Raw genomic sequence first — 19,022 nt, forward strand, 5'->3', positions numbered from 1 at the left:
TGATAAAATGGACCGTGTCAGGACCGTCAGAAAAGCAGTAATCCCGGTTGCCGGAAACGGAACGAGGTTCCTCCCGGCGACAAAGGCAGTGCCCAAGGAGATGTTGACGATCGTCGACCGGCCAGTCGTTCAATATGCCGTGGATGAGGCCCGCCAGGCCGGAATCGAGCATATCGTCTTCGTCACCAGCCGGAACAAGCAGGTGATCGAGGACCATTTCGACGACGCGCCGGAACTCATCTCGTCGCTTTCACGCTCTGGCAAAAGCGCGCAGATTTCCGAACTCGAGGCCATGTTGCCGGCAGCCGGCTCGGTCAGCTTTACCCGCCAGCAGGCCCCCCTCGGCCTCGGGCACGCGGTATGGTGTGCGCGTGACCTGATCGGCGACGAGCCCTTCGCGCTTCTGCTGCCCGACATGGTCTCCTTCGGCGCGCGCGGTTGCATGGCCGGCCTCATGGATCTCTATCACGAGGTTGGCGGCAACGTCGTCGGCGTCGAGCAATGCGCCCCCGAGGAAGCATCGAAATACGGCATCGTCGGCAAGGGCGAGACGGTCCGGCACGGTTTCTCCGTGACCGAGATGGTCGAAAAGCCCGCCGCAGGAAAGGCGCCGTCCAACTACTATCTCAATGGTCGCTACATCCTTCAGCCGGAGATCTTCTCGATCCTGGCCCACCAGACGCGCGGCGCCGGCAATGAGATCCAGTTGACCGATGGCATGCTGACGCTTTCGCAATCCCAGTCCTTCCACGCGCATCCCTATGAGGGCCGCACCTTCGACTGCGGTTCGAAGCAGGGCTTCATCGAAGCCAATGTCGCCTTCGCGCTTGCTCGTGCGGACATCGGCGATATCGTTTTCGAATCCGTCCGCGACATGGTTCTGTCTCACGAAAGCCGCATCCGGGCGGCATAAGCGGCGGCTTCCGGCAGTCCTTCGGGACTGCCGGAACAAGGACCGGAGAAGAAGATGAACAGAACGGCCCCCATGAAACAAAGAAGCGTTCCATTGAGCAGCATCATACCCAGCGAAGAACAGTCAGACGGCTTTATCGACCTCGACCGGCTTGTCGCCGCAGTCTTTCGTCGTGCCCGGCTCGTGGCCGCATTCGTCCTGCTCTTCATTGCGCTGGGGGTCGCTTATCTCCTATTTGCCACGCCCTATTACACGTCGATGACGCAGATCCTTCTCGACGAAAACCTGTCCAAATATGCCGAGGAGGAGCCTACCCCGGTAAACAGCCAGATGCTCGACACGCAGATTGCGAGTGCGGTCGAGATCCTGAAGTCCGGCGAACTCGCATTGCGCGTCGTCGACAAGCTCAAACTCGACGAAAACGATACGATACTCAATCCGCCGCAGTCGCCCGTTGCCGTCGTCAAGGACTGGTTGAAATCGGCAACCGGGCTTTTTTCCGGCGGTCCCGACGTTACGGAAGAACAGGCGCGCAACGGACGGCGGCAGAAGGCAGCCGCGATCATACAGCAATCGCTCGCGGTCGAGCGTGTTTCGCGCAGCTCGGTCGTGGCCGTTGCCTTTCGCTCAAGCGACCCCTTGCTTGCGGCGACCATCGCGCGCGGTTACGCAAGTGCCTATCTGACGGATCAGTTGAACGCCAATTTCGAGGCGACCGAGCGCGCATCCGTCTGGCTGCAGGAACGGCTTACGGATCTTCAGCAGCGCTCGCAGGCCGCCGCGCTCGAAGTCGCGCATTTCAGGGCCGAGAACGGTCTGACGGCTGCACGGGGCGAGCTGATGTCCGAGCAGCAGATGGCCGATCTCAACAGCCAGCTCATCGTCGCCCAGGCCGATACGGCAAGTGCGTCGGCCCGTTACAACCAGTACAAGTCGATCGTCGATCAGGGACCGGAGAACGCGGTCAAGAACGCCACCATTTCCTCAAAGGAGGGTGACAATTCGGTGATCCGTGACCTTAGGACCCGCTATCTCACCGTCGGCAAGCGTGAGCGGGAAGTCTCGGATAATTTCGGCGCCGACCACCCGCAGGCGGTATCGCTCCGCGCCGAGCAGGAGGATGTCGCGCGGCAGATCTACCAGGAACTGCAGCAGCTCACTGCAAGCTACAAGAACGAATACGAGGTCGCGCAATCGCGCGAGGCATCGCTCAGGAAGAGCATCCAGGGCATTGCCGGCAAGACCTCCGACGCCAGCGAGCAACTCGTTCAATTAAGGGAGCTCGAACAGAAGGCAGCGGCTCTGAAGACGCTCTACGAATCCTATCTCGGCCGCTACGAACAGGCGACGCAGCAGCAATCCTTCCCGATCGCCAAGGCGCGCGTCATCTCCGAGGCCGGCGTGCCCGTGTCACCGTCGAGCCCCAAGAAAACGATGACTCTCGCGCTCTCGGCCGTGCTCGGCATGATGGTCGGCGGGGCTTACGCGGCCTTCCTCGAATTCCGCGAACGGACTTTCCGCCTGGAAGGCGACATACGCTCGATCCTCGGCCATCGCTCGCTTGGCTACGTCCCGCTGCTCGGAACGCGCATGAAGAAGAAGGCACAACTGGTCCATGCGCATTTCGGCTCGGTGAAAAGACATGACGAAGCTGTCGACGACACGATGCCGTTCCAACGACTTTCGCGCATCGTCGTCGATGCGCCGCGTTCGACCTTTGCGGAGACCTTCCGCAACGCCAAGCTTGCCTGCGACCAGATGCTCGCCGGCAGCGAAAGCCGCGTGATCGCCATTGCATCGGCCCTTCCGGACGAGGGAAAGTCGATCATTGCCGCGAACTTCGCCGCGCTTCTGGCGGCGAGCGGCAAGCGGACCCTGCTCATCGACGCCGATATACGCAAGCCGGGACTGACTCAGATGATCACGCCCGCCCCGCGCACCGGGCTCGTCGAAACGCTGACCGGAGAAGCCACCTGGCCCGCCGGAATCAAGGTGGACCAGCGCACCAAGCTCGCAATCCTTCCGGCCGGCGGCGCATCGCATCAGCGGCATCAGAGCAATGAACTGCTCGCCTCCCCGGCCATGGCGAACCTCATCGAGAACGCCCGCAACGCCTTCGACTACGTCGTCGTCGATCTTGCCGCACTCGCCCCCGTCGTCGACGCCAAGGCTTTCGCGCCGCTTGCCGACGGTATTCTCTTCGTGGTCGAGTGGGGAAGGACGCCTTCGCGGCTCGTACGCGATCTCCTCAACTCGGAACCATTGATCAACTCGAAGGTGCTTGGCGTCATCCTCAACAAGACGGACATGAACGAACTCGGCAAATACAGCGACTTCGACGGGGCGGAGAAATACCGCCACCGCTACGGCAAATATTACGTCGAGAATACGATTACGGAAAACAACGCCGCTTGAGGCGACCGCGGCCGCGCCACCTGTGCGCGGCCTTTTCGCCCTTCGCCGTCAGGCCTTGCGGCGATCGACGATCCAAGCGGCTGCCATTAGCGCGATGACCGCCGTAAGGGCAACGAGTGCCAGCGCATAGAAAAGCGAATATTCGACCAGCGACGGCAGCATCGAAAAACAACGCCGCACCCTGCCGGGCGACCGCCGCCAATCCGGCAGGTCGTCACGGTTGAAAGCCTCCAGCCGGCGGGTAAGAAAATGCATATCGCGAGAACCGATCGCCAATCGAAGCCATGGACGCGGTCATGCTGCTGAACAACAGTGGCGATAGCGAGGCACTTCAGCTCCCCCGAGCCGTCACCCGGCAGTCAATCTTCCCACCACCGGTGGAAATGATGGACCGGGCCGCGCCCCTGACCTATCTCCAGGCGGTCGGCCGCGGAGATTGCGGCATGCAGATAGGACTTGGCGGCACTCACCGCTTCGACCAGCGGCAAGCCTTTCGCAAGGCCGGCGGCAATGGCTGCCGACAGGGTGCAGCCGGTGCCGTGGTCGTTGCGCGTCTCGATCCGCGCGGCGGGAAGGCGGACAAGAGTGTCGCCGTCGAAGAAGAGGTCTGTGGCCTCCTGGCCCTTCAAGTGCCCGCCCTTTACCAGAACCGCATATGCGCCGGTCCGCATGATCGCTTCCGCCTGGCGCGCCATCTCCGCCTCGTCCTCGGCGATTGCGCGCCCGGTCATGAGCGCGGCCTCGGCAAGATTGGGCGTGGCGACGAGCGCCAGCGGCAACAGCTCTTCGATGAGCGCCGTAACGGCATCCGGCCGAAGCAACGCGTCGCCGGAGGTCGCAACCATGACCGGATCCACGACCGCCCGTTTTCCGGACCGGCGCAATCCATCGGCAATGGCGGCGATTGTTTCCCGACGCGAGACCATGCCGATCTTGACGGCCGTCACGTCGAGATCGGAGAAGACGGCGTCCATCTGCGCCGACACGATTTCAGCGGAGACATCCTCGACGGCCGTCACACCCCTGGTGTTCTGGGCCGTGATCGCAGTGATGACGCTGGCGCCGTAAACGCCGAGCGCTGAAAACGTCTTGAGGTCCGCCTGAATACCGGCGCCGCCGCCCGAGTCCGAGCCGGCGATGGTGAGAGCAATCGCCGTCATGCCCAGTCCTCCTTCGCACGAGGGCGGATGATGGTTGCGAGCGGTACGGCAGAGGACGTCATCGATCGATCTCCAGACGGAACATCACGGAGATCCAGGAAAGGCGATGAAAAGGAGAACTTGCCGCTGGCGGCCTTCTTTCCGTTCCTACGCCGGCATGACCCGGATCAGGTTCAAGGGTCCGGCTCAACGCCATCTCAGCACCGTCTGGTGCTCCCCTCGGAATGCGCTATCTATGCGGCTGTGGCAAAGCGATGTCAACGCGCCCGCGCAAAGGCTTGTAAGACCTGGCTTTTAGGCCAGCCGGCAAAAATATACCCGCAGCCTGGCCACCTATGATGCAGTCATTCCTTCTGCCGCCGTCAATCGCTCGTTTCCTCCTCGAAAACGGCGGCGATTGCGTTATTCTTAGCGAAATTTCGTCGTACAGGAGGGAACACGCCATGAGTCTGCGCATCAACGATACCGCCCCTGATTTCACCGCCGAGACAACGCAGGGCACGGTCAATTTCCATGAATGGATCGGCGACGGCTGGGCTGTCCTTTTCTCCCATCCGAAGAACTTTACTCCCGTCTGCACCACGGAACTCGGCGCCATGGCCGGCATCGAGCCCGAATTCCGCAAGCGCGGCGTCAAGATCATCGGCATTTCGGTCGACCCGGTCGAAAGTCACACCAAGTGGAAGAACGACATCAAGGTCGCGACCGGCTTCGAGGTCGACTACCCGCTGATCGGCGACCGCGATCTGAAGGTGGCAAAGCTCTACGACATGCTGCCGGCCGGCGCCGGAGAGACGTCCGAGGGCCGGACGCCTGCGGATAACGCCACCGTGCGTTCGGTCTACGTCATCGGCCCCGACAAGAAGATCAAGCTGATCCTCACCTATCCGATGACCACCGGCCGCAACTTCAACGAGATCCTGCGCGCCATCGACTCGATCCAACTCACCGCCAAGCATCAGGTGGCAACACCCGCGAACTGGCAGCAGGGCGAGGACGTCATCATCACGGCCGCCGTCTCCAACGAGGACGCCGTGCAGCGTTTCGGGTCGTTCGACACCGTGCTTCCCTATCTCCGGAAGACAAAGCAGCCAACGGCCTAAGCAAACCCGCTGGCCAACAGTCAATCGGTCGGGCGCGTCAATTCTCCAAGGTCGACGCGCCCTTGGCGTTTTTTGCTAACATGTTTGTTTAACGCGCACAGAGCAGAACCATCTGCCTCAATCCGCTTTGGCGATGGAGATGATCTCTGCCAGCACCCCGTGCAGAGCGTCGCGATAGCCGTTGCGTGCCGAGGGGCCGCTTTCATCCGACGTCATGACCACCGTCAGGTCCAGGGACGGCACTATATAGAGCATCTGGCCGCCATAGCCCCAAGCGTAATACACATCCTCGTCGCCGATCCGGCGCGTGAACCAGCCATATCCGTAGCCGTCGCCGGTAAAACGGGAGGCCGTGCGCGGCTGCCAGGAAAGCTCCACCCAATCGGCCGGGACGACCTGCCGTCCGTCCGCGGTGCGGCCGCGGTTGCGATAGAGCTCACCGAAGGCAAGGAGCGATCGCGCGCTCATCGCCATCTGGTTGCCCCCGAGATAGATGCCCTGGGGATCCCGCTCCCAGGCGCCGATCCGGAAACCCTCGACCGGACCGAGCCATTCGCGCGCAAGCGCCAGTGTCGACTTGCCGCCGACCTTGGTCAGTATTGCCGAGAGCAGATGGGTCGAGGCGGTCGAATAAAGCATCCGCCCTCCGGGCTCGTCGTCGAAGGGCTGTGCCAGTGCGAAACGAACCCAGTTGCGGCTCGACACCCAGCGGCCGTAATTCGGCCCGGACATGCGCCCCAGTCCCGCTTGCATCGAAAGCAGGTTGCCGATGGTGATGTCGTTGATCCGGGGGTCGGCCTGTGACGGGAGATCTTCCTTGAGGAGCGGCGCGATCTTCTGCTCCGGGCCGTCGAGCAGACCCTTGTCGATCGCAATGCCCACAAGTGCGGATACGATCGATTTCGATGCGGACTTGATGTTGGTCGACTCCGAGGGCGTGTGGCCGCGATAACCCTTTTCGGCAATCGTCTCCCCGTCCCTGGCAACGACCACGGTCTTCAGCGGTTTCAACTCTTCTCTGGTCGCCAGGGCCGTCAGCAAGGTGGTGACGGACTGATCCTGCGCGGCTGCCGCCGAGTGGAAACCGAAGAGCGCAAGGAACGTAACAACGAGCATAGTCATGCGTTCGACCTAGGGCGAATGGCACGACAAGTCATCAAGTGCAGTCCAAGCTCACGACGATGTGACCTTGCCTGAAGGTCGGCTACATCGATGCTCCGGGTTCATTCCCTCCAGATCGCAACATCGACGGGTTTCAGCGTGCGGCCCCCCAGGTAGAACTCGGCCGAGGGCCCTGCGGGCACCTCCGCGGGGGTCCGGCCGAAATTGAAGGCGAAACGGAGATTGCCGCGGCGCGTCACGCGAACATCGCCGAGGTCGGGCAGGCTTTCCAGTCCAGCCCAGCCGAGCGCATCGCCGATCACCTTGTCGAGCAATGCGCCGTTGGCCGCAACGGCCAGATAGCGTGCCTTGTCGTTACCGACGAGCGCCGGAGCGCCGTTACGATACTCCCCGTCGAAGCTTGCGAGAACGGTCTCGTTCGTCCTGACCGTCTCGCGCCAGCCGCCCGCCTGATAAGCCTCGTTGCCGTAGAGAACGGTCTCGCTATGAAACTCCGGCAACGATTCAACCCGCGAGACGCTGATATCGATGAGCTTCGCCAGCGGTCCCGGCGGCAGTCCCTCAGGGATGTGCATGTCCTTCGTCTTGCTGCCGCTGCGCGCGCCGAAGACCACCTTGGCGTCCGCTCGCGCGAGCCGCTCGACGAAAGCCTCCTCGGCAATGACGAGGTCCGGCGCAAGGATCAGCTTGTATCCGTCGAGGTCCGAGTGCTGGCCTATGAAATCCACATCGACGCCCAGACGCGCCGCCGTCGAATACCAATCGAGCGCAACCGCCGAAGCGGAATAGCTCCGCCCCTGCGGCAGGACGCGTGTCGCCCAGCGCGATTCGTAGTCGAGAAGGATCGCGACTTGCGCCTTGCCACGCACCTCTCCCTCGGGCAGGCGCTTCATTTCCGCGACGACTTCGGCGACTTCAAGATAGCCCTGATCCGCCTCGCTGTTTGGAAGAAGGAGGCCTGCGTGAAACTGTTCCTGCGCGAAAGGCGCCTGGCGCCAGCGGAAATAGGAGACCATGTCGACCCCATGGGCATAGGCGAGCCAGGTCCAGAGCCGAACCATGCCGTCGGCCGGCGACTGGTTGTGCGCCGCCCAATTCACGGGCCCCGGCTGCTGCTCCATGACCCAGACGCGGCCGTGGCCGACGGCGCGGTAGAGGTCGTGGTTGAAGGCCGGCTGGTCGGGATCCCCCACCCGGAGATAATGCTCCTTGTCCTTCGCTGCGAGCCGCCCGTTGAGCAGGCCGCCCATCGGGTAGACGTCCCAGGAGGCAATGTCGATGTCCTCGCCGACGGAGTAATGGTCGAAATCGGTATTCTGCGACATGAAGTTGTGCGTCACCGGACGGCCGGGCGAATGCGCCCGGATAATGTCGACCTGGGCCTTGTTGAAGCTCTTCACCTGATCGGAAGAGAAGCGGATGAAATCAACACCGTGGGTCGGGCTCGGCTCCTCCACCAGGCTGTTCGGCAGATCGATTTCCTCAAAGCTGTTGTAGTTCATCGACCAGAACGAGGTGCCCCAGGCGCGGTTCAGTTCCTCGATCGAGCCGTAGCGTTCGGCCAGCCACAGGCGGAACGCCCTGACCGCTTCGGCGGAATAGCTGTAGATCGTGTCGTGGTCGCCATATTCATTGTCCGTCTGCCAGGCATGGACATAGATGTGTTCGCCATAGCGGCGCGCCATCGCCTCGGTGATGCGCGCCGCCTCGGAGCGGTAGCGCCGGCTCGAGAAGCAATAGTGGCGTCGCGCGCCGAATTTGCGGACCGCCCCCGTCGCGTCCACCGGCAGAATGTCGGGATAGCGGTCCACGAGCCATTTCGGCGGGGCCGCCGTCGGCGTGCCGAGGATGACCTTGAGGCCGGCCTTGCCCAGAACGTCGATCGCTTCGTCCAGCCATTCCCAATGAAATTCGCCCGACCGCGGCTCTATCTTCGCCCAGGCGAATTCGCCGATGCGGACCCAGGAGAGGCCGAGCTCGACCATCCGCCCGGCGTCTTCCGCCCATTTCTCGCGCGGCCATTGTTCGGGATAGTAGCACACGCCGAGTTCGAGCCTGTCAGGCGTCCGAAGGTCGGAGTTGAAGCGATTGGGGCTCGTCAGCGGCATGTGCAAGGTAAAGTCCTTTGTCGTTTTTCTGGATCGGCGGCGGACGCACGTGGCGAGCAGGCGCGACACGGCCGGAGCGAAATTAAACGTTTATATTAACCGGCGACCTCAATGGCGGATTGGTCGCTCACAACTTCGGCCTCAGTCGGTCGTCCGAGCGCTCGATGAGGTCCGGCATCAGGAGCGTCTGCAGGGCTTCAGGCGGCTCTCCCTCCATCCGCCGCAGGATGAATTTGCCGAGCAGCGCGCTCGGCTCGCCGATCGGCAGGTAGTAGCTCGTGATCGGCGGTGCGAAGTACTGGCTGACGTTCAGGTCGTCGGTCGCGTTGATGACCGCGTCACGCCCATGCACCAGCCCGCGCGCATGGAAGCCGGAAAAGGCGCCGAGCGCAGTGGCTTCGTTGGCACAGATATAGGCGGTGGGCGGATCGGCGAGCGCAGACATGGCCACCACATTCTCCCTGCCGAATGCGGGCGTCAGCCGACCATGAGCGACGAGCGCGGCATCGTAGGACAGGCCTGCCTCTTCGAGCGCTTTGCGGTAGCTTTCCAGGCGAACGACACCGTAGGTGAACTGCTCTTTCGGATTGAGCAGCGCGATGCGCCTGTGGCCACGCTCGATCAGCCGCGCCATGGACAGGCGGATCATCTGTGCGTTGTCGGCGTCGACATAGGCGTGCGGCGCATTGTGGATGCTCATGCCGTAGGTCACGAAGGGGAACTCCGCTTCCTGCATCAACCGGATACGCGGATCGTCGGCCCGCGTGCCCGAAATGATGATGCCGTCGGCCTTCTTCATCGCAACGATCTGCCTGATCGTTTCCTGGCTTTCCTCGAAGTCGCGCACGGCGTAGAGCGAGACGCGATAGGGGCTTTCTTCCAGCGCCCAGGAAATACCGCTGAGGAGCTGCGCATATTCCACGCCCTCCCATTCGTTTTCCTTCGGGCCCGGCGCCGTCATGATGGCGGCAACCTGATAGGTCTTGCCGGTGCGCAGCTGCACGCCATGTAGATTGAGCTCGTAGCCCACGCGCTCGGCCGCATCGAGCACGATGGCCCTCGTCTCCGGGCGAACCTGCGGAGAATGCTTCAGAGCCTTGGAGACCGTCGCAATCGACAGTCCCGTCTCCCGCGCTATCGTCTTTATGGTCGGTCGCTGCATGACGGCTTCAACTCTTCACCGGTTTTCGTCGCGGAGGGATTGCGCCAGCAGCAGGTAGACTGCGGACGTCCAGGCGAATGCCCGATCCCGAAGGCCCCTGCCCGAGCGCGCGTCGAAGTTTTCGGCCATACCGTGTGCATTGGCAAGTGCACAGAACCTCTGCGCGATTTCCCGGGCCAATGCACGCTCCCCCTGGCGGCGCAGTCCGTCCCAGAGGAGATAGGTCGTCGGCGCCCAGATGGGCCCGCGCCAATAGCCATCGTCCTCGTAGTAGGAACTCCGGGGGCTCTCCGTCGCCGGGCCCCAATCGGTGATGAATGCGCCTTCGACCAGCCGGGCGACGAGCTGGCGGCACATCGCTGCCGGCAAGCGGGAGCCCAGCAGCAGCGGCATGAACTGGATCAGGCTATCCCCAGGGAGAATTCGTTCTGGGTCGGCGGCAAGACGCGCGGCAAAAGTCTCGCCGGTCCAGAGCGTGCCGACGAGGAGCGCTTGAAGTTCGTCTGCGGTGCGAAGCCAGCGGGCTGCCTTTTCCGGATCATCCTCCAGCAGATTGGCAAGCGCCTCGCAGGCCAGGATGAGGAAGACCGGAAGGTCGGGTGACAGAACCGGGCCGCCTTCGGCAAAAAAACTCGCATTGTCCCAGCCGCTGTCATTGCCGTGGAAGTAGCTCGGCAGCACGCCGCCGCCGGCTCGGCCGTGGGTCAGCCAGTAGGAGACCTGCCTGCCGATCGCATCGCGCAGATAGGCCCGTCGCTCCGGCGTCAGGAAGGCGGGATTTTCGCGCGCCAGGCAGGACACGGCCCAGCCGTGAACGGGGGGCTTGGTGAAGGCGAAGAGCGCTTCGCGGTCGTTCACGTAGTCCGGCAGCAGGCCGGAAGCGTCCTGATGGTCGAAGATCGCTGCGAACTGGTCGAAGGCGAGCTCTTCGTCGAAGCCGGCCACGCCAAGTGCCGAGAAGGCATTGTCCCAGCTCCAGATGTTGATCATGGCGTTTTTCGACATGTAGATCGCCGGTCGGGTCAGCACGCCTTCGGCCGGCACGGTATTCGCCCAGAGAAGATAGGCCGCGAGCCGTTGCGCTTCCTCCTGTCCGGGGACACCCGCCGGGATCGATCGATACCAGCCGCCGAACTCGGCTGCGACGGCTGCATGCGCCTCCTCGAAGCTGCCGGGGCTTTTCGGCGGCGGGAGGGCGCGAAAGAAATCGACATTGCCCTCGAATGTCCCCTCGCCCGAAAGCGTGAAGGAAACGTCGGTGGACCGGTCCCTGTCCCATTTGCCGGAAACGGCCAGATCACCGAGACAGGCCCGCGGAATGAGTTTCACGTTCTCACTTGCTGCCACGAGACACCATTCGCCGCCGGGCGTGCGGTAGACATAATCGTAGCGCGATCCTTCGACATGGAAACGCACGCCTGCATTTTCGCCGCGAATGTGCAAGCGTTCGCCGGCTCCGATGACGAAGCGGACAATGCCCTCGCCGGTCCGCGCCACAAGCTGGTCCGGCGACAGTTCGAAGCGCGCCGCCGCCGGTCGGCCGTTCCCGTCCAGCAACTCGACCCGGCACAGCCGTCCAAGGGAAGGACGCTCATCGCCGCCGCTGACGCATCTGAGATAAAGCGCACGCTCGCCGTCGCGCCGGGGAACACGCATGGTCGACAGCGTGAGGAAGCGCCCCTTTCGGCTGAAAGGAACATGGTCGATGTCGAACAGCATCGCCTATCCCTTCACCGAAGAGCCGACGGCTCCATCCATGATATAGCGCTGCGCCAGGAAGAAGAGGGCGAGCGGCGGCAGGCAAAGGATGACGGTGATCGCCGCGATCGAGGTGACGTCGATCTCATGCAGGCCCTTGAACATCGAAAGCCCGAGAGTGAGCGTGTATTTCGACTGATCGTTGAGGAAGATCAATGGCCCAAGATAGTCGTTCCACGCATTCATGAAATGGAAGGTACCGACCAGCACCAGGGCCGGCAGCATCAGAGGCAGATGGATGCGCCAGTAGATGTCGAAACTGTTGGCACCGTCCATGCGGGCAGCCTCGTCGATCTCCATCGGTATCGTCATGATGTATTGGCGGAGCAGGAAGACGAAGAAGGCGTCGGCGAAATAGGCCGGCACAATCAGTGGTTTGAGCGTGTTGATCCAGCCCAGCATGTTGAATTCCATGTAGAGCGGGATCATCTTCACGTCCCAGGGGATCATCATGGTCGCGAGCAGCAGCACGAACAGGGCGTCGCGTCCGGGAAACCGGGAGCGGGCGAAGCCGAAGGCGACGAGCGAACTCGACAGAAGCTGGCCGACCGTCGAAAGGACGACGACGATCAGCGAGTTCGAAAGATAGGTGCCGAAGGGCTGCTTGTTCCAGGCGGCTGCGAAATTCTCCCAGTGCCACTCGGACGGCCAGAGGACCGGTGGGAACTGATATAGCTCCGCCGTGCTTTTGACCGCCGTCATGAAGGTCCAGTAGAACGGCGCGATGAACAGGACGGACAGCAAGATCAGCGTCGCATAGAGGACTGTCTTACGCATCGCGGTCTCCATCGGCCGGCCGGACCTCGCCCTCGTAATAGACCCATGCGGCGGACCAGCGCATGACGATCAGGCTGAGTGTCAGCACGATCGCGAACATCACCCAGGAGCCCGCGGCGGCATAGCCCATGTCGAAATATTTGAAGGCGTTGTCGTAGATGTACATGGCAAAGAAATAGGTGGATCCGAGAGGGCCGCCCTTCGTCAGCAGGAGCGCTATCGTCAGCTGCTGGAATGCGGAGATGATCGAGGTGATGAAGGTGAAGATCAGCATCGGCCCGAGCATCGGCAGGGTGATGAACAGCATCTGCGCCCAGCCCGGAACGCCCGAGACGGTCGCGGCCTCATAGAGCTCTTTCGGAATGGCCTTGAGACCGGTCAGAAGGATCAGCATCGTACCGCCGAGGCCCCAGAGGCTTGCGACGATGATGGCGACGAGGGCCAGGCTGGGATCGCCGAGCCAGTTCGGTCCATCGATGCCGACGAGCGACAGCATGAAGTTCAGCAGCCCGTATTCCCTGCTGTAGATCCAGCTCCAGATCGTCACAAGCGCAACGCCCGAGATCACGCTCGGCAAATAGAACACCGTGCGAAAGAAGCCGCTGGCGAAAGTCGCATGGTGCAGCAACAGCGCCAGCAGAAGCGAGATGACGATGTTGAACGGCACGTAGATCGCCGCGAACTTCACCGTGATCCAGAGGCTCTCCCGGAACTGCGGGTCCTCCATGAACATGGAGCGGTAGTTGTCGAGTCCGACGAAGGTGCGCTCGCCGACGACGGGCCAGTCGAAAAAGCTCATCGTCAGCGAGAAGCAGAGCGGGCCGAGGGTGAAGAAGAGGAATCCGAGGATCCATGGGGAGATGAACAGGAAGGGCGCAAGATGCCGTCCGGCATTCGCTCGTCTGCGCCGAACGACATCCACCTTCGGTTCAGCATGGGCGGCCATGTCCATCTCCAGCACTCCCTACTTCAGCAGGCGCTTGGAGCGCTTGACCGCATCGTCGAGATGGGCCTTGGCATTGCCCTGCTCGATCATCGTCGCCTCGATGGCGCGTGCCAGATTGTCCTGGATCTTGCTCCAGTTGGCGTTCTTCAGATAGGCGTGCCTTTCGGTGTTGGAGGTGGCGAGAATATCGAAGAAGGGCTTGTAGACAGGGTCCTTCGTCATCCCTTTCGCCTCGGCCACGCTCTTGCGCACCGGCAGGTCGTTGACCCGCATCGCGACCGACTCGGGCGAGGAGAAGAATTTCACGAATTCCCAGGCGAGGTCGGGATGGGCGGCGTCCTTGGCGATGGAGATTGCCGAAACGCCGAGTGCCGAATGGGCGGGGCGGTCGCCGAATGTCGGCAGCGGTGCGACGCCATAGCTGAAGCCGGCGGCATCGATATCTGCCTTGTCCCACATGGCGCTCTGGAACATGGCGATCTTGCCGCCCTGGAACAGCGTGTCACCCCCCGTTTCGTCTCCGAGGTGCAGTGTCACGGCTTCCTCTTTCCGGGCCATGTCGGCGAACATGCCGAGCACCGCGGCAGCCGCGTCGCTGTTCATGTAGCCGTCGATCTCTTTGCCGTCGTCCGAGATGTATTTCGTGCCGTTCGACCAGAGGAACTGCTCGAAATCATAGGGGTCCGGCTTGGCGTCGACGGCGAACCCGTAGACCTTGCCGGCCTTGTCGCGGAACTTGGCTGCCTTGGCGCGCAGATCGTCCCAGGTCCAGCCCTCCTTCGGCTCTGCCACACCCGCCTTTGCGAACATCTCCTTGTTGTAGAAGACGACCTGGGTGGTGAAACCCGAGGGCATGCCGTAGGTCTTGCCTTCGATACGTGCCGTGTTCATCAGGCCGTCCGGAAAATCGTCCGGCTTGATCTCGGCCGAGTCGCGCGCGATCAGCTCATCGAGCGGCATCAGCGACGTGTAGTATTGCGGGAAGTTCCACATATACATGACATCGGGCGGATTGCCCGCGCCGAAGGCGGCGACGAGCTTCTGGTCGTAGCCCTCGGCATAGGGCTCGACCTGAACCTTCACGCCCGGGTGCTTTGCTTCGAATTTTTTGGCGATCGCCTGCTGGATGGCAAGGCTCTCGCCCGTGTCCCAGGTCGCGAAGCGCAAGACCTCCTCTGCGCGCGCAGTCGCCGCGCCGGCAACCGACAGGGCCAGAAGCGATCCGATGATCGTCGTTTTCATATCAGGCATGTCTCTCCTCCAAAACCGGCGCACGCGCGCCCCTTGCCTTCTCGTTATCGATAAGTGCCTTCGTCTCCGGGTCGAGCCGCCTCGCGATCGCCGTGCCTTCTGCATCGAACAGATGGCAGTGCTCGGGGGAAGGCGGAGATGAACTTGATCTCGGCTCGCGACGGGATGGGTGCCGCGCACCACGGCGGTCAGATCACCACCGCCCTCGACACGGATGTGAACGTGACTTTCGGTGCCGAGCCGCTCGACGAGCCTCACCGTGCCGGCGAGATGCGCCTCCTCCGGCGAGGTCAGTTCGAGTTTGTCGGGGCGAATTCCAGGGTGACCGGACGAACCCGGTCGATCGGTTCGGACGAACACGTATCGAGCGTCACCGGCCGCGATAAGCCGCCTCCGGCAAGCGTCACGCCGGTTGCGCCCTGATCCGCGACACCCGCCGGCAGGAAATTCATCCGCGGCGAGCCGATGAAGCCGGCGACGAAGAGATTTGCCGGACGGTAGAACAGTTCGAGCGGGGTGCCGAACTGGCTGACGCGTCCCTTGTCGAGCACCACGACCCGGTCGGAGAGAGTCATGGCCTCGACCTGGTCATGCGTCACATAGATCATCGTCACGCCGAGGCGTTCGTGCAGCGACGCCAGTTCGACGCGCATCGTCACCCTCAAACCGGCATCGAGGTTGGAGAGCGGCTCATCGAGCAGGAAGAGCTTCGGCTCGCGCACGATCGCCCTGCCGATCGCCACACGCTGGCGCTGGCCGCCGGAAAGCTGGCGTGGCTTGCGGTCCAGGAGCTCCGTGATCCTCAGAATTTCGGCCGCATTGTTGACACGCCGCTCGATCTCATTTCGCTTCATGCCGTTCAGCGCAAGGCCGAAGGAAAGATTCTTGCGCACGTTCATATGCGGATAGAGCGCGTAGTTCTGGAAGACCATGGCGATGTCGCGCCTGGCGGACGGAAGATCGGTGATGTCGCGCTCGCCGAGGCGGATCGATCCCCCGTTGAGATTTTCAAGTCCCGCGATCGAGCGCAGGAGCGTGCTCTTGCCGCAACCGGACGGCCCCAGGAAGCAGACGAACTCGCCGCCGGCGATCTCGAGATCGATGCCCTTCAGAATTTCATGCGAGCCGAAGGACTTGCGAAGATTGTCGATGCGAATAGCGGCCAAACTCTCCTCCCGCCAGGCGGCGGATCAACCGCCTGTTCGTCAGCCTGTTAAACGTTTTTATCAGAAATAAAAACGTTTAACTTCGTTGTAAAGGGAAAACTTTCGTCAGCCGGCCTCTACCCGTGCCAGCACCGCGTCGAGGGCATCGAGGAAACGGTCGCAATCGTCCGCGCTGAAGGGCGCGGGCGGCTTGATCTTCAGGACGTTGTGCTGCGGTCCCTCGCTCGACAGCAGGATGCGGTGCCTGTCCTTCATCTCGGCAATGACGAAGTCGAGCTCCGCTGCGGCCGGTTCGAGGGTGTCGCGATGGCGCACGAGCTCGATGCCGTTGAAGAGACCGTAGCCGCGCACGTCGCCGATGATCGCGTGACGGCTGGCGAGTTCGCGCGCTCCATCCATCAGACGGTTTCCAACGACCGCGCAATGGTGCATCAGGCGCTCGTCGCGGATGACGTCGAGTACGGCGAGGCCGATCTCGGCCGATACCGGATTTCCGCCGAAGGTGTTGAAATATTCCATTCCGTTTGCAAAGGCCGCGGCAATCGCCTCGGTCGTCACCACAGCCGCCATCGGGTGGCCGTTGCCGATCGGCTTGCCCATGGTGACGATGTCGGGCACGACTCCTTGCGTCTCATGCGCCCACATGTGACTGCCGACGCGGCCGAACCCCACCTGAACCTCGTCCGCGAGGCACAGCCCGCCGGCCGCACGCACATGCGCATAGGCCTCTCTGAGATAACCTTCCGGCAGCACCAGTTGGCCGCCCGTGCCGAGAATACCCTCGCTGAAGAAGAGCGCGGGTTTGCGCCCTTCCGCCGCCAGCGCATCGATCTGCCGCTGCACGTCCCCGGCATATTTGCGCCCCGCGTCCGTATCGCCATAGCGATAGCGTCCCCGATAGAGGTCCGGCATCTCGGCAACCCGCACATGCGCCGGCCGCCCTTCCCCGCCCTTGCCCGCGAATTTATAGGGACTGACATCGATCAGGCTCGTCAGATGGCCGTGATAGGCGTGATCGACGGTGATGACGTCGCGGTTGCCGGTATAGGCGCGCGCCAGCCGGATCGCGAGATCGTTGGCTTCGCTGCCGGAATTGACGAAGAAGCAGACGTTCAGCGGATCAGGGAAGAGCGCCGCAAGCCGTCGGGAATATTCCACCAGGCTGTCATGCAGATAGCGCGAATTGGTATTGAGCCGCGCCATCTGCATCTGCGCCGCCTTCACGACGCGTGGATGGCAATGGCCGACGTGGCAGACATTGTTGACCATGTCGAGCCAGCGCCTACCCTCGTCATCGATCAGGTAGGCGCCCTCGCCGGCGACGATCTTCAGAGGCGCCGCGCCGTAGGCGATGCTTAAGGAACGACCGATGCGGCGCTGGCGTTCGCGCACCAGGAACGCCTTGTCGCGCTCGACGATCACCGACGCCGGAACGGAAAGGCCGAGCACGACGCTCGGATCGGGGCTGATCTCCCGCCAGACCTGCCACTGCTCTCTGACGCCGACGCCGTGCATGCGGCCCTCGAGGCCGAGATGATCGGTGACTATCTGGAAATGCAGGTGCGGAACCCAGCCGCCGTTTTCGGCGCGATCCCCCAGGGTCGCGAAAGCTTCACCCCTGGCGACCGGCTGGCCGATCGAAAGCCGTGAGGCGCTTTCACGGGAGAGATGCCCGTAGAGCGTCCAGAACGTGTCGCCCTCGCCCGTCGTGTGTTCGAGCAGAATTGTCGGCCCGAAGCCGTAAGGGACCGCGTCGTCATGGTAGAAGGCGACCTTGCCGGCGAAGGGTGCATGCACCGGCTCGTTGGCGGGAGCGAAGAGATCGATGCCGAGGTGAATCGTGCGGCGCAGGCTTGCAGTCGCCTGGTAGGCGTCACCCTTGTAGACCGCTCTGTCCTCCCCGTAGAGGCCAAGGCCGAAATCCGCCCCCTCCGCATGGATATGCGCTTCGATGCGCGCTTGCGCCACGTCCTTCTCGAGACCTGCCCAGTTCTCCGGGCTATTCGCCGAGAAATCGAAGACGGCTGCCTTCGGTCTTGCAATGCCCGGCTTGATGACGCCCGAAAAATCATGCGCATTGCGCTCCAGCCACCGCACCACCCGTGCGGCCCTCGGGATGGGTGCAAAGCCGCAGGCGTCGCGAAGGCGGGCGATGGCGAACGAGCGGTTCTCTTGCTCGAGGCGTTTCAGTTCGCGCCAGACGTCCTCCTGGCTGACGAGCAGATAGGCGTTCTCGGGGTTGTCGCGGATCTGCCTTGCCGCCATGCATATGCTGACGGCGTAGCGGGTGCGCACGAGATCGAAGATCAGCTCGGCCTCCGTTTCGCCGAGCCGATTGACGCCCTGATAGGCGCCCGCCAGCCGCGCGATGGCGCCGATCGGATCCGGCGAGCCGATCAGCGCATAGGCTGAGGCGACGGCCACTTCCACCACCCGATAGCTCTCGACCATATCGCCGAAGTCGAGCAGTCCGCTGACGCGGCCGTCGGCGCCGACGAGCACGTTATAGTCATTGGCATCGTTGTGGATGACCTGCCGGGGGCACGCCGCAAGGCGCGGCAGCACGGTGGAGACGAAGTGATCGAGGATCGCGCGAACCGCGCTCCGCTTCTCCACATCCTCGATCAGATCGACGTTGGCGAGGTGCATTTCCGCCCGGGCGATATCCCAGGCGTACTCTCTCCTGGCGCCGGGATGAGAGAAACCGGCGAGGCTGCGGTCGAGCTTGCCGAGCAGCGCCCCAAGGGTCTCGACGCTGTTGCTCGAGCGGTTGGCGGCTCGTGCCCAGATCTCCCCGGGCAGCCACGTCAGCAGACGTGCGACACGCTCTCCTTTGAATTCGACGCGGGTGAACGAGGCGCCGGAGCGGCTCGGCAAAGCCTTCGAGACGGGCAGATCCGTCGCCTCGCGCGCGAGATGGTCGAGAACTGCAATCTGCATGTCGAGCTCCTCGGGCGCGCCGAGGGCATGCAGTTTCAGGAGGAACGCGCGACCGTCGCGCGCCTGAATACGGAAATTGAGATCGTGCTCGCCGGGCAGCGCCACGATTTCTCCCGCGACGCCGTATTCGCGGGCAAGCAGCGCTTCGATTGCTTCTATTTCCTGCACGTTCTTGAACTCGCTCGTCGTCATCGTCCCACT

General features: G+C 62.8%; 13 protein-coding genes, 1 pseudogene and 1 riboswitch. Of the genes and pseudogenes, 3 read left to right on the forward strand and 11 right to left on the reverse strand.

The genetic code is table 11. From position 1 onward, the window contains the following. Positions 1 to 7 precede the first annotated feature (7 nt). The gene (locus N0Q91_RS23430; protein WP_004434891.1) at positions 8 to 913 is read left to right on the forward strand and encodes a UTP--glucose-1-phosphate uridylyltransferase; all 906 of its coding nucleotides are present in this window, start codon (positions 8 to 10) and stop codon (positions 911 to 913) included. 54 nt (positions 914 to 967) lie between these two features. Continuing rightward, positions 968 to 3,328, forward strand: a complete 2,361-nt coding sequence (exoP, locus tag N0Q91_RS23435; protein ID WP_275599225.1) for a succinoglycan biosynthesis transport protein ExoP — start codon at positions 968 to 970, stop codon at positions 3,326 to 3,328. A gap of 48 nt (positions 3,329 to 3,376) precedes the next feature. Here exoP and N0Q91_RS23440 read toward each other — a convergent pair whose 3' ends face one another. Then, positions 3,377 to 3,583, reverse strand: coding sequence for a hypothetical protein (locus tag N0Q91_RS23440; protein WP_275599226.1), 207 nt, complete (start codon positions 3,581 to 3,583; stop codon positions 3,377 to 3,379). A gap of 104 nt (positions 3,584 to 3,687) precedes the next feature. Continuing rightward, positions 3,688 to 4,488: a bifunctional hydroxymethylpyrimidine kinase/phosphomethylpyrimidine kinase gene (gene thiD, locus N0Q91_RS23445; protein ID WP_275599227.1), complete on the reverse strand. Its 801-nt coding sequence runs from the start codon at positions 4,486 to 4,488 to the stop codon at positions 3,688 to 3,690. Positions 4,489 to 4,615: 127 nt separating this feature from the next. Further along, a riboswitch (TPP riboswitch) is annotated at positions 4,616 to 4,718 on the reverse strand. Between the two features lie 213 nt (positions 4,719 to 4,931). On the opposite strand from thiD, the gene N0Q91_RS23450 reads away from it, so the two are divergent. Beyond that, the gene (locus tag N0Q91_RS23450; protein WP_100670141.1) at positions 4,932 to 5,591 is read left to right on the forward strand and encodes a peroxiredoxin; all 660 of its coding nucleotides are present in this window, start codon (positions 4,932 to 4,934) and stop codon (positions 5,589 to 5,591) included. 117 nt (positions 5,592 to 5,708) lie between these two features. On the opposite strand, the gene N0Q91_RS23455 is transcribed toward N0Q91_RS23450, so the two are convergent. The 9 genes and pseudogenes from N0Q91_RS23455 to N0Q91_RS23495 all read right to left on the reverse strand — a co-directional run bounded on the left by N0Q91_RS23455 (position 5,709) and on the right by N0Q91_RS23495 (position 19,013). Further along, complete coding sequence (locus N0Q91_RS23455) at positions 5,709 to 6,713, reverse strand: serine hydrolase domain-containing protein (protein ID WP_275599228.1); 1,005 nt, start codon at positions 6,711 to 6,713, stop codon at positions 5,709 to 5,711. A gap of 101 nt (positions 6,714 to 6,814) precedes the next feature. Continuing rightward, entirely contained in the window at positions 6,815 to 8,827 is a 2,013-nt protein-coding gene (locus N0Q91_RS23460) for a beta-galactosidase (protein WP_275599229.1), read from the reverse strand. 121 nt (positions 8,828 to 8,948) lie between these two features. Further along, a complete protein-coding gene (locus N0Q91_RS23465) occupies positions 8,949 to 9,983 on the reverse strand; it encodes a LacI family DNA-binding transcriptional regulator (RefSeq protein ID WP_018098371.1) in 1,035 nt (344 codons plus the stop codon). Positions 9,984 to 9,998: 15 nt separating this feature from the next. Next, complete coding sequence (locus N0Q91_RS23470) at positions 9,999 to 11,702, reverse strand: glucosylglycerate hydrolase family protein (RefSeq protein WP_275599230.1); 1,704 nt, start codon at positions 11,700 to 11,702, stop codon at positions 9,999 to 10,001. 3 nt (positions 11,703 to 11,705) lie between these two features. Then, positions 11,706 to 12,518 (reverse strand): carbohydrate ABC transporter permease, encoded by an 813-nt coding sequence (locus N0Q91_RS23475; RefSeq protein ID WP_275599231.1) that lies wholly within the window; start codon positions 12,516 to 12,518, stop codon positions 11,706 to 11,708. Next, positions 12,511 to 13,470, reverse strand: coding sequence for a carbohydrate ABC transporter permease (locus tag N0Q91_RS23480; RefSeq protein ID WP_275599232.1), 960 nt, complete (start codon positions 13,468 to 13,470; stop codon positions 12,511 to 12,513). Before N0Q91_RS23480 ends, N0Q91_RS23475 begins: the two co-directional genes overlap by 8 nt. Positions 13,471 to 13,482: 12 nt before the next feature. Further along, the gene (locus N0Q91_RS23485; RefSeq protein ID WP_275599727.1) at positions 13,483 to 14,715 is read right to left on the reverse strand and encodes an ABC transporter substrate-binding protein; all 1,233 of its coding nucleotides are present in this window, start codon (positions 14,713 to 14,715) and stop codon (positions 13,483 to 13,485) included. Beyond that, positions 14,708 to 15,881: pseudogene (locus N0Q91_RS23490) on the reverse strand (ABC transporter ATP-binding protein). The gene N0Q91_RS23485 and the pseudogene N0Q91_RS23490 overlap by 8 nt, the downstream one beginning before the upstream one ends. Before the next feature lie 105 nt (positions 15,882 to 15,986). Next, a complete protein-coding gene (locus N0Q91_RS23495; protein WP_275599234.1) occupies positions 15,987 to 19,013 on the reverse strand; it encodes an aminotransferase class III-fold pyridoxal phosphate-dependent enzyme in 3,027 nt (1,008 codons plus the stop codon). Positions 19,014 to 19,022 lie beyond the last annotated feature (9 nt).

The sequence above is a fragment of the Sinorhizobium prairiense genome (assembly GCF_029201645.2).
GTDB classification, from domain to species: Bacteria; Pseudomonadota; Alphaproteobacteria; order Rhizobiales; family Rhizobiaceae; genus Sinorhizobium; species Sinorhizobium meliloti_A.

Coding starts and splice junctions, on each gene's coding strand:
- N0Q91_RS23430 (WP_004434891.1), top strand. CDS start 8: ATGGACCGTGTCAGGACCGTCAGAAAAGCAGTAATCCCGGTTGCCGGA.
- exoP (WP_275599225.1), top strand. CDS start 968: ATGAACAGAACGGCCCCCATGAAACAAAGAAGCGTTCCATTGAGCAGC.
- N0Q91_RS23440 (WP_275599226.1), bottom strand. CDS start 3,583: ATGCATTTTCTTACCCGCCGGCTGGAGGCTTTCAACCGTGACGACCTG.
- thiD (WP_275599227.1), bottom strand. CDS start 4,488: ATGACGGCGATTGCTCTCACCATCGCCGGCTCGGACTCGGGCGGCGGC.
- N0Q91_RS23450 (WP_100670141.1), top strand. CDS start 4,932: ATGAGTCTGCGCATCAACGATACCGCCCCTGATTTCACCGCCGAGACA.
- N0Q91_RS23455 (WP_275599228.1), bottom strand. CDS start 6,713: ATGACTATGCTCGTTGTTACGTTCCTTGCGCTCTTCGGTTTCCACTCG.
- N0Q91_RS23465 (WP_018098371.1), bottom strand. CDS start 9,983: ATGCAGCGACCGACCATAAAGACGATAGCGCGGGAGACGGGACTGTCG.
- N0Q91_RS23470 (WP_275599230.1), bottom strand. CDS start 11,702: ATGCTGTTCGACATCGACCATGTTCCTTTCAGCCGAAAGGGGCGCTTC.
- N0Q91_RS23475 (WP_275599231.1), bottom strand. CDS start 12,518: ATGCGTAAGACAGTCCTCTATGCGACGCTGATCTTGCTGTCCGTCCTG.
- N0Q91_RS23480 (WP_275599232.1), bottom strand. CDS start 13,470: ATGGACATGGCCGCCCATGCTGAACCGAAGGTGGATGTCGTTCGGCGC.
- N0Q91_RS23485 (WP_275599727.1), bottom strand. CDS start 14,715: ATGCCTGATATGAAAACGACGATCATCGGATCGCTTCTGGCCCTGTCG.
- N0Q91_RS23495 (WP_275599234.1), bottom strand. CDS start 19,013: ATGACGACGAGCGAGTTCAAGAACGTGCAGGAAATAGAAGCAATCGAA.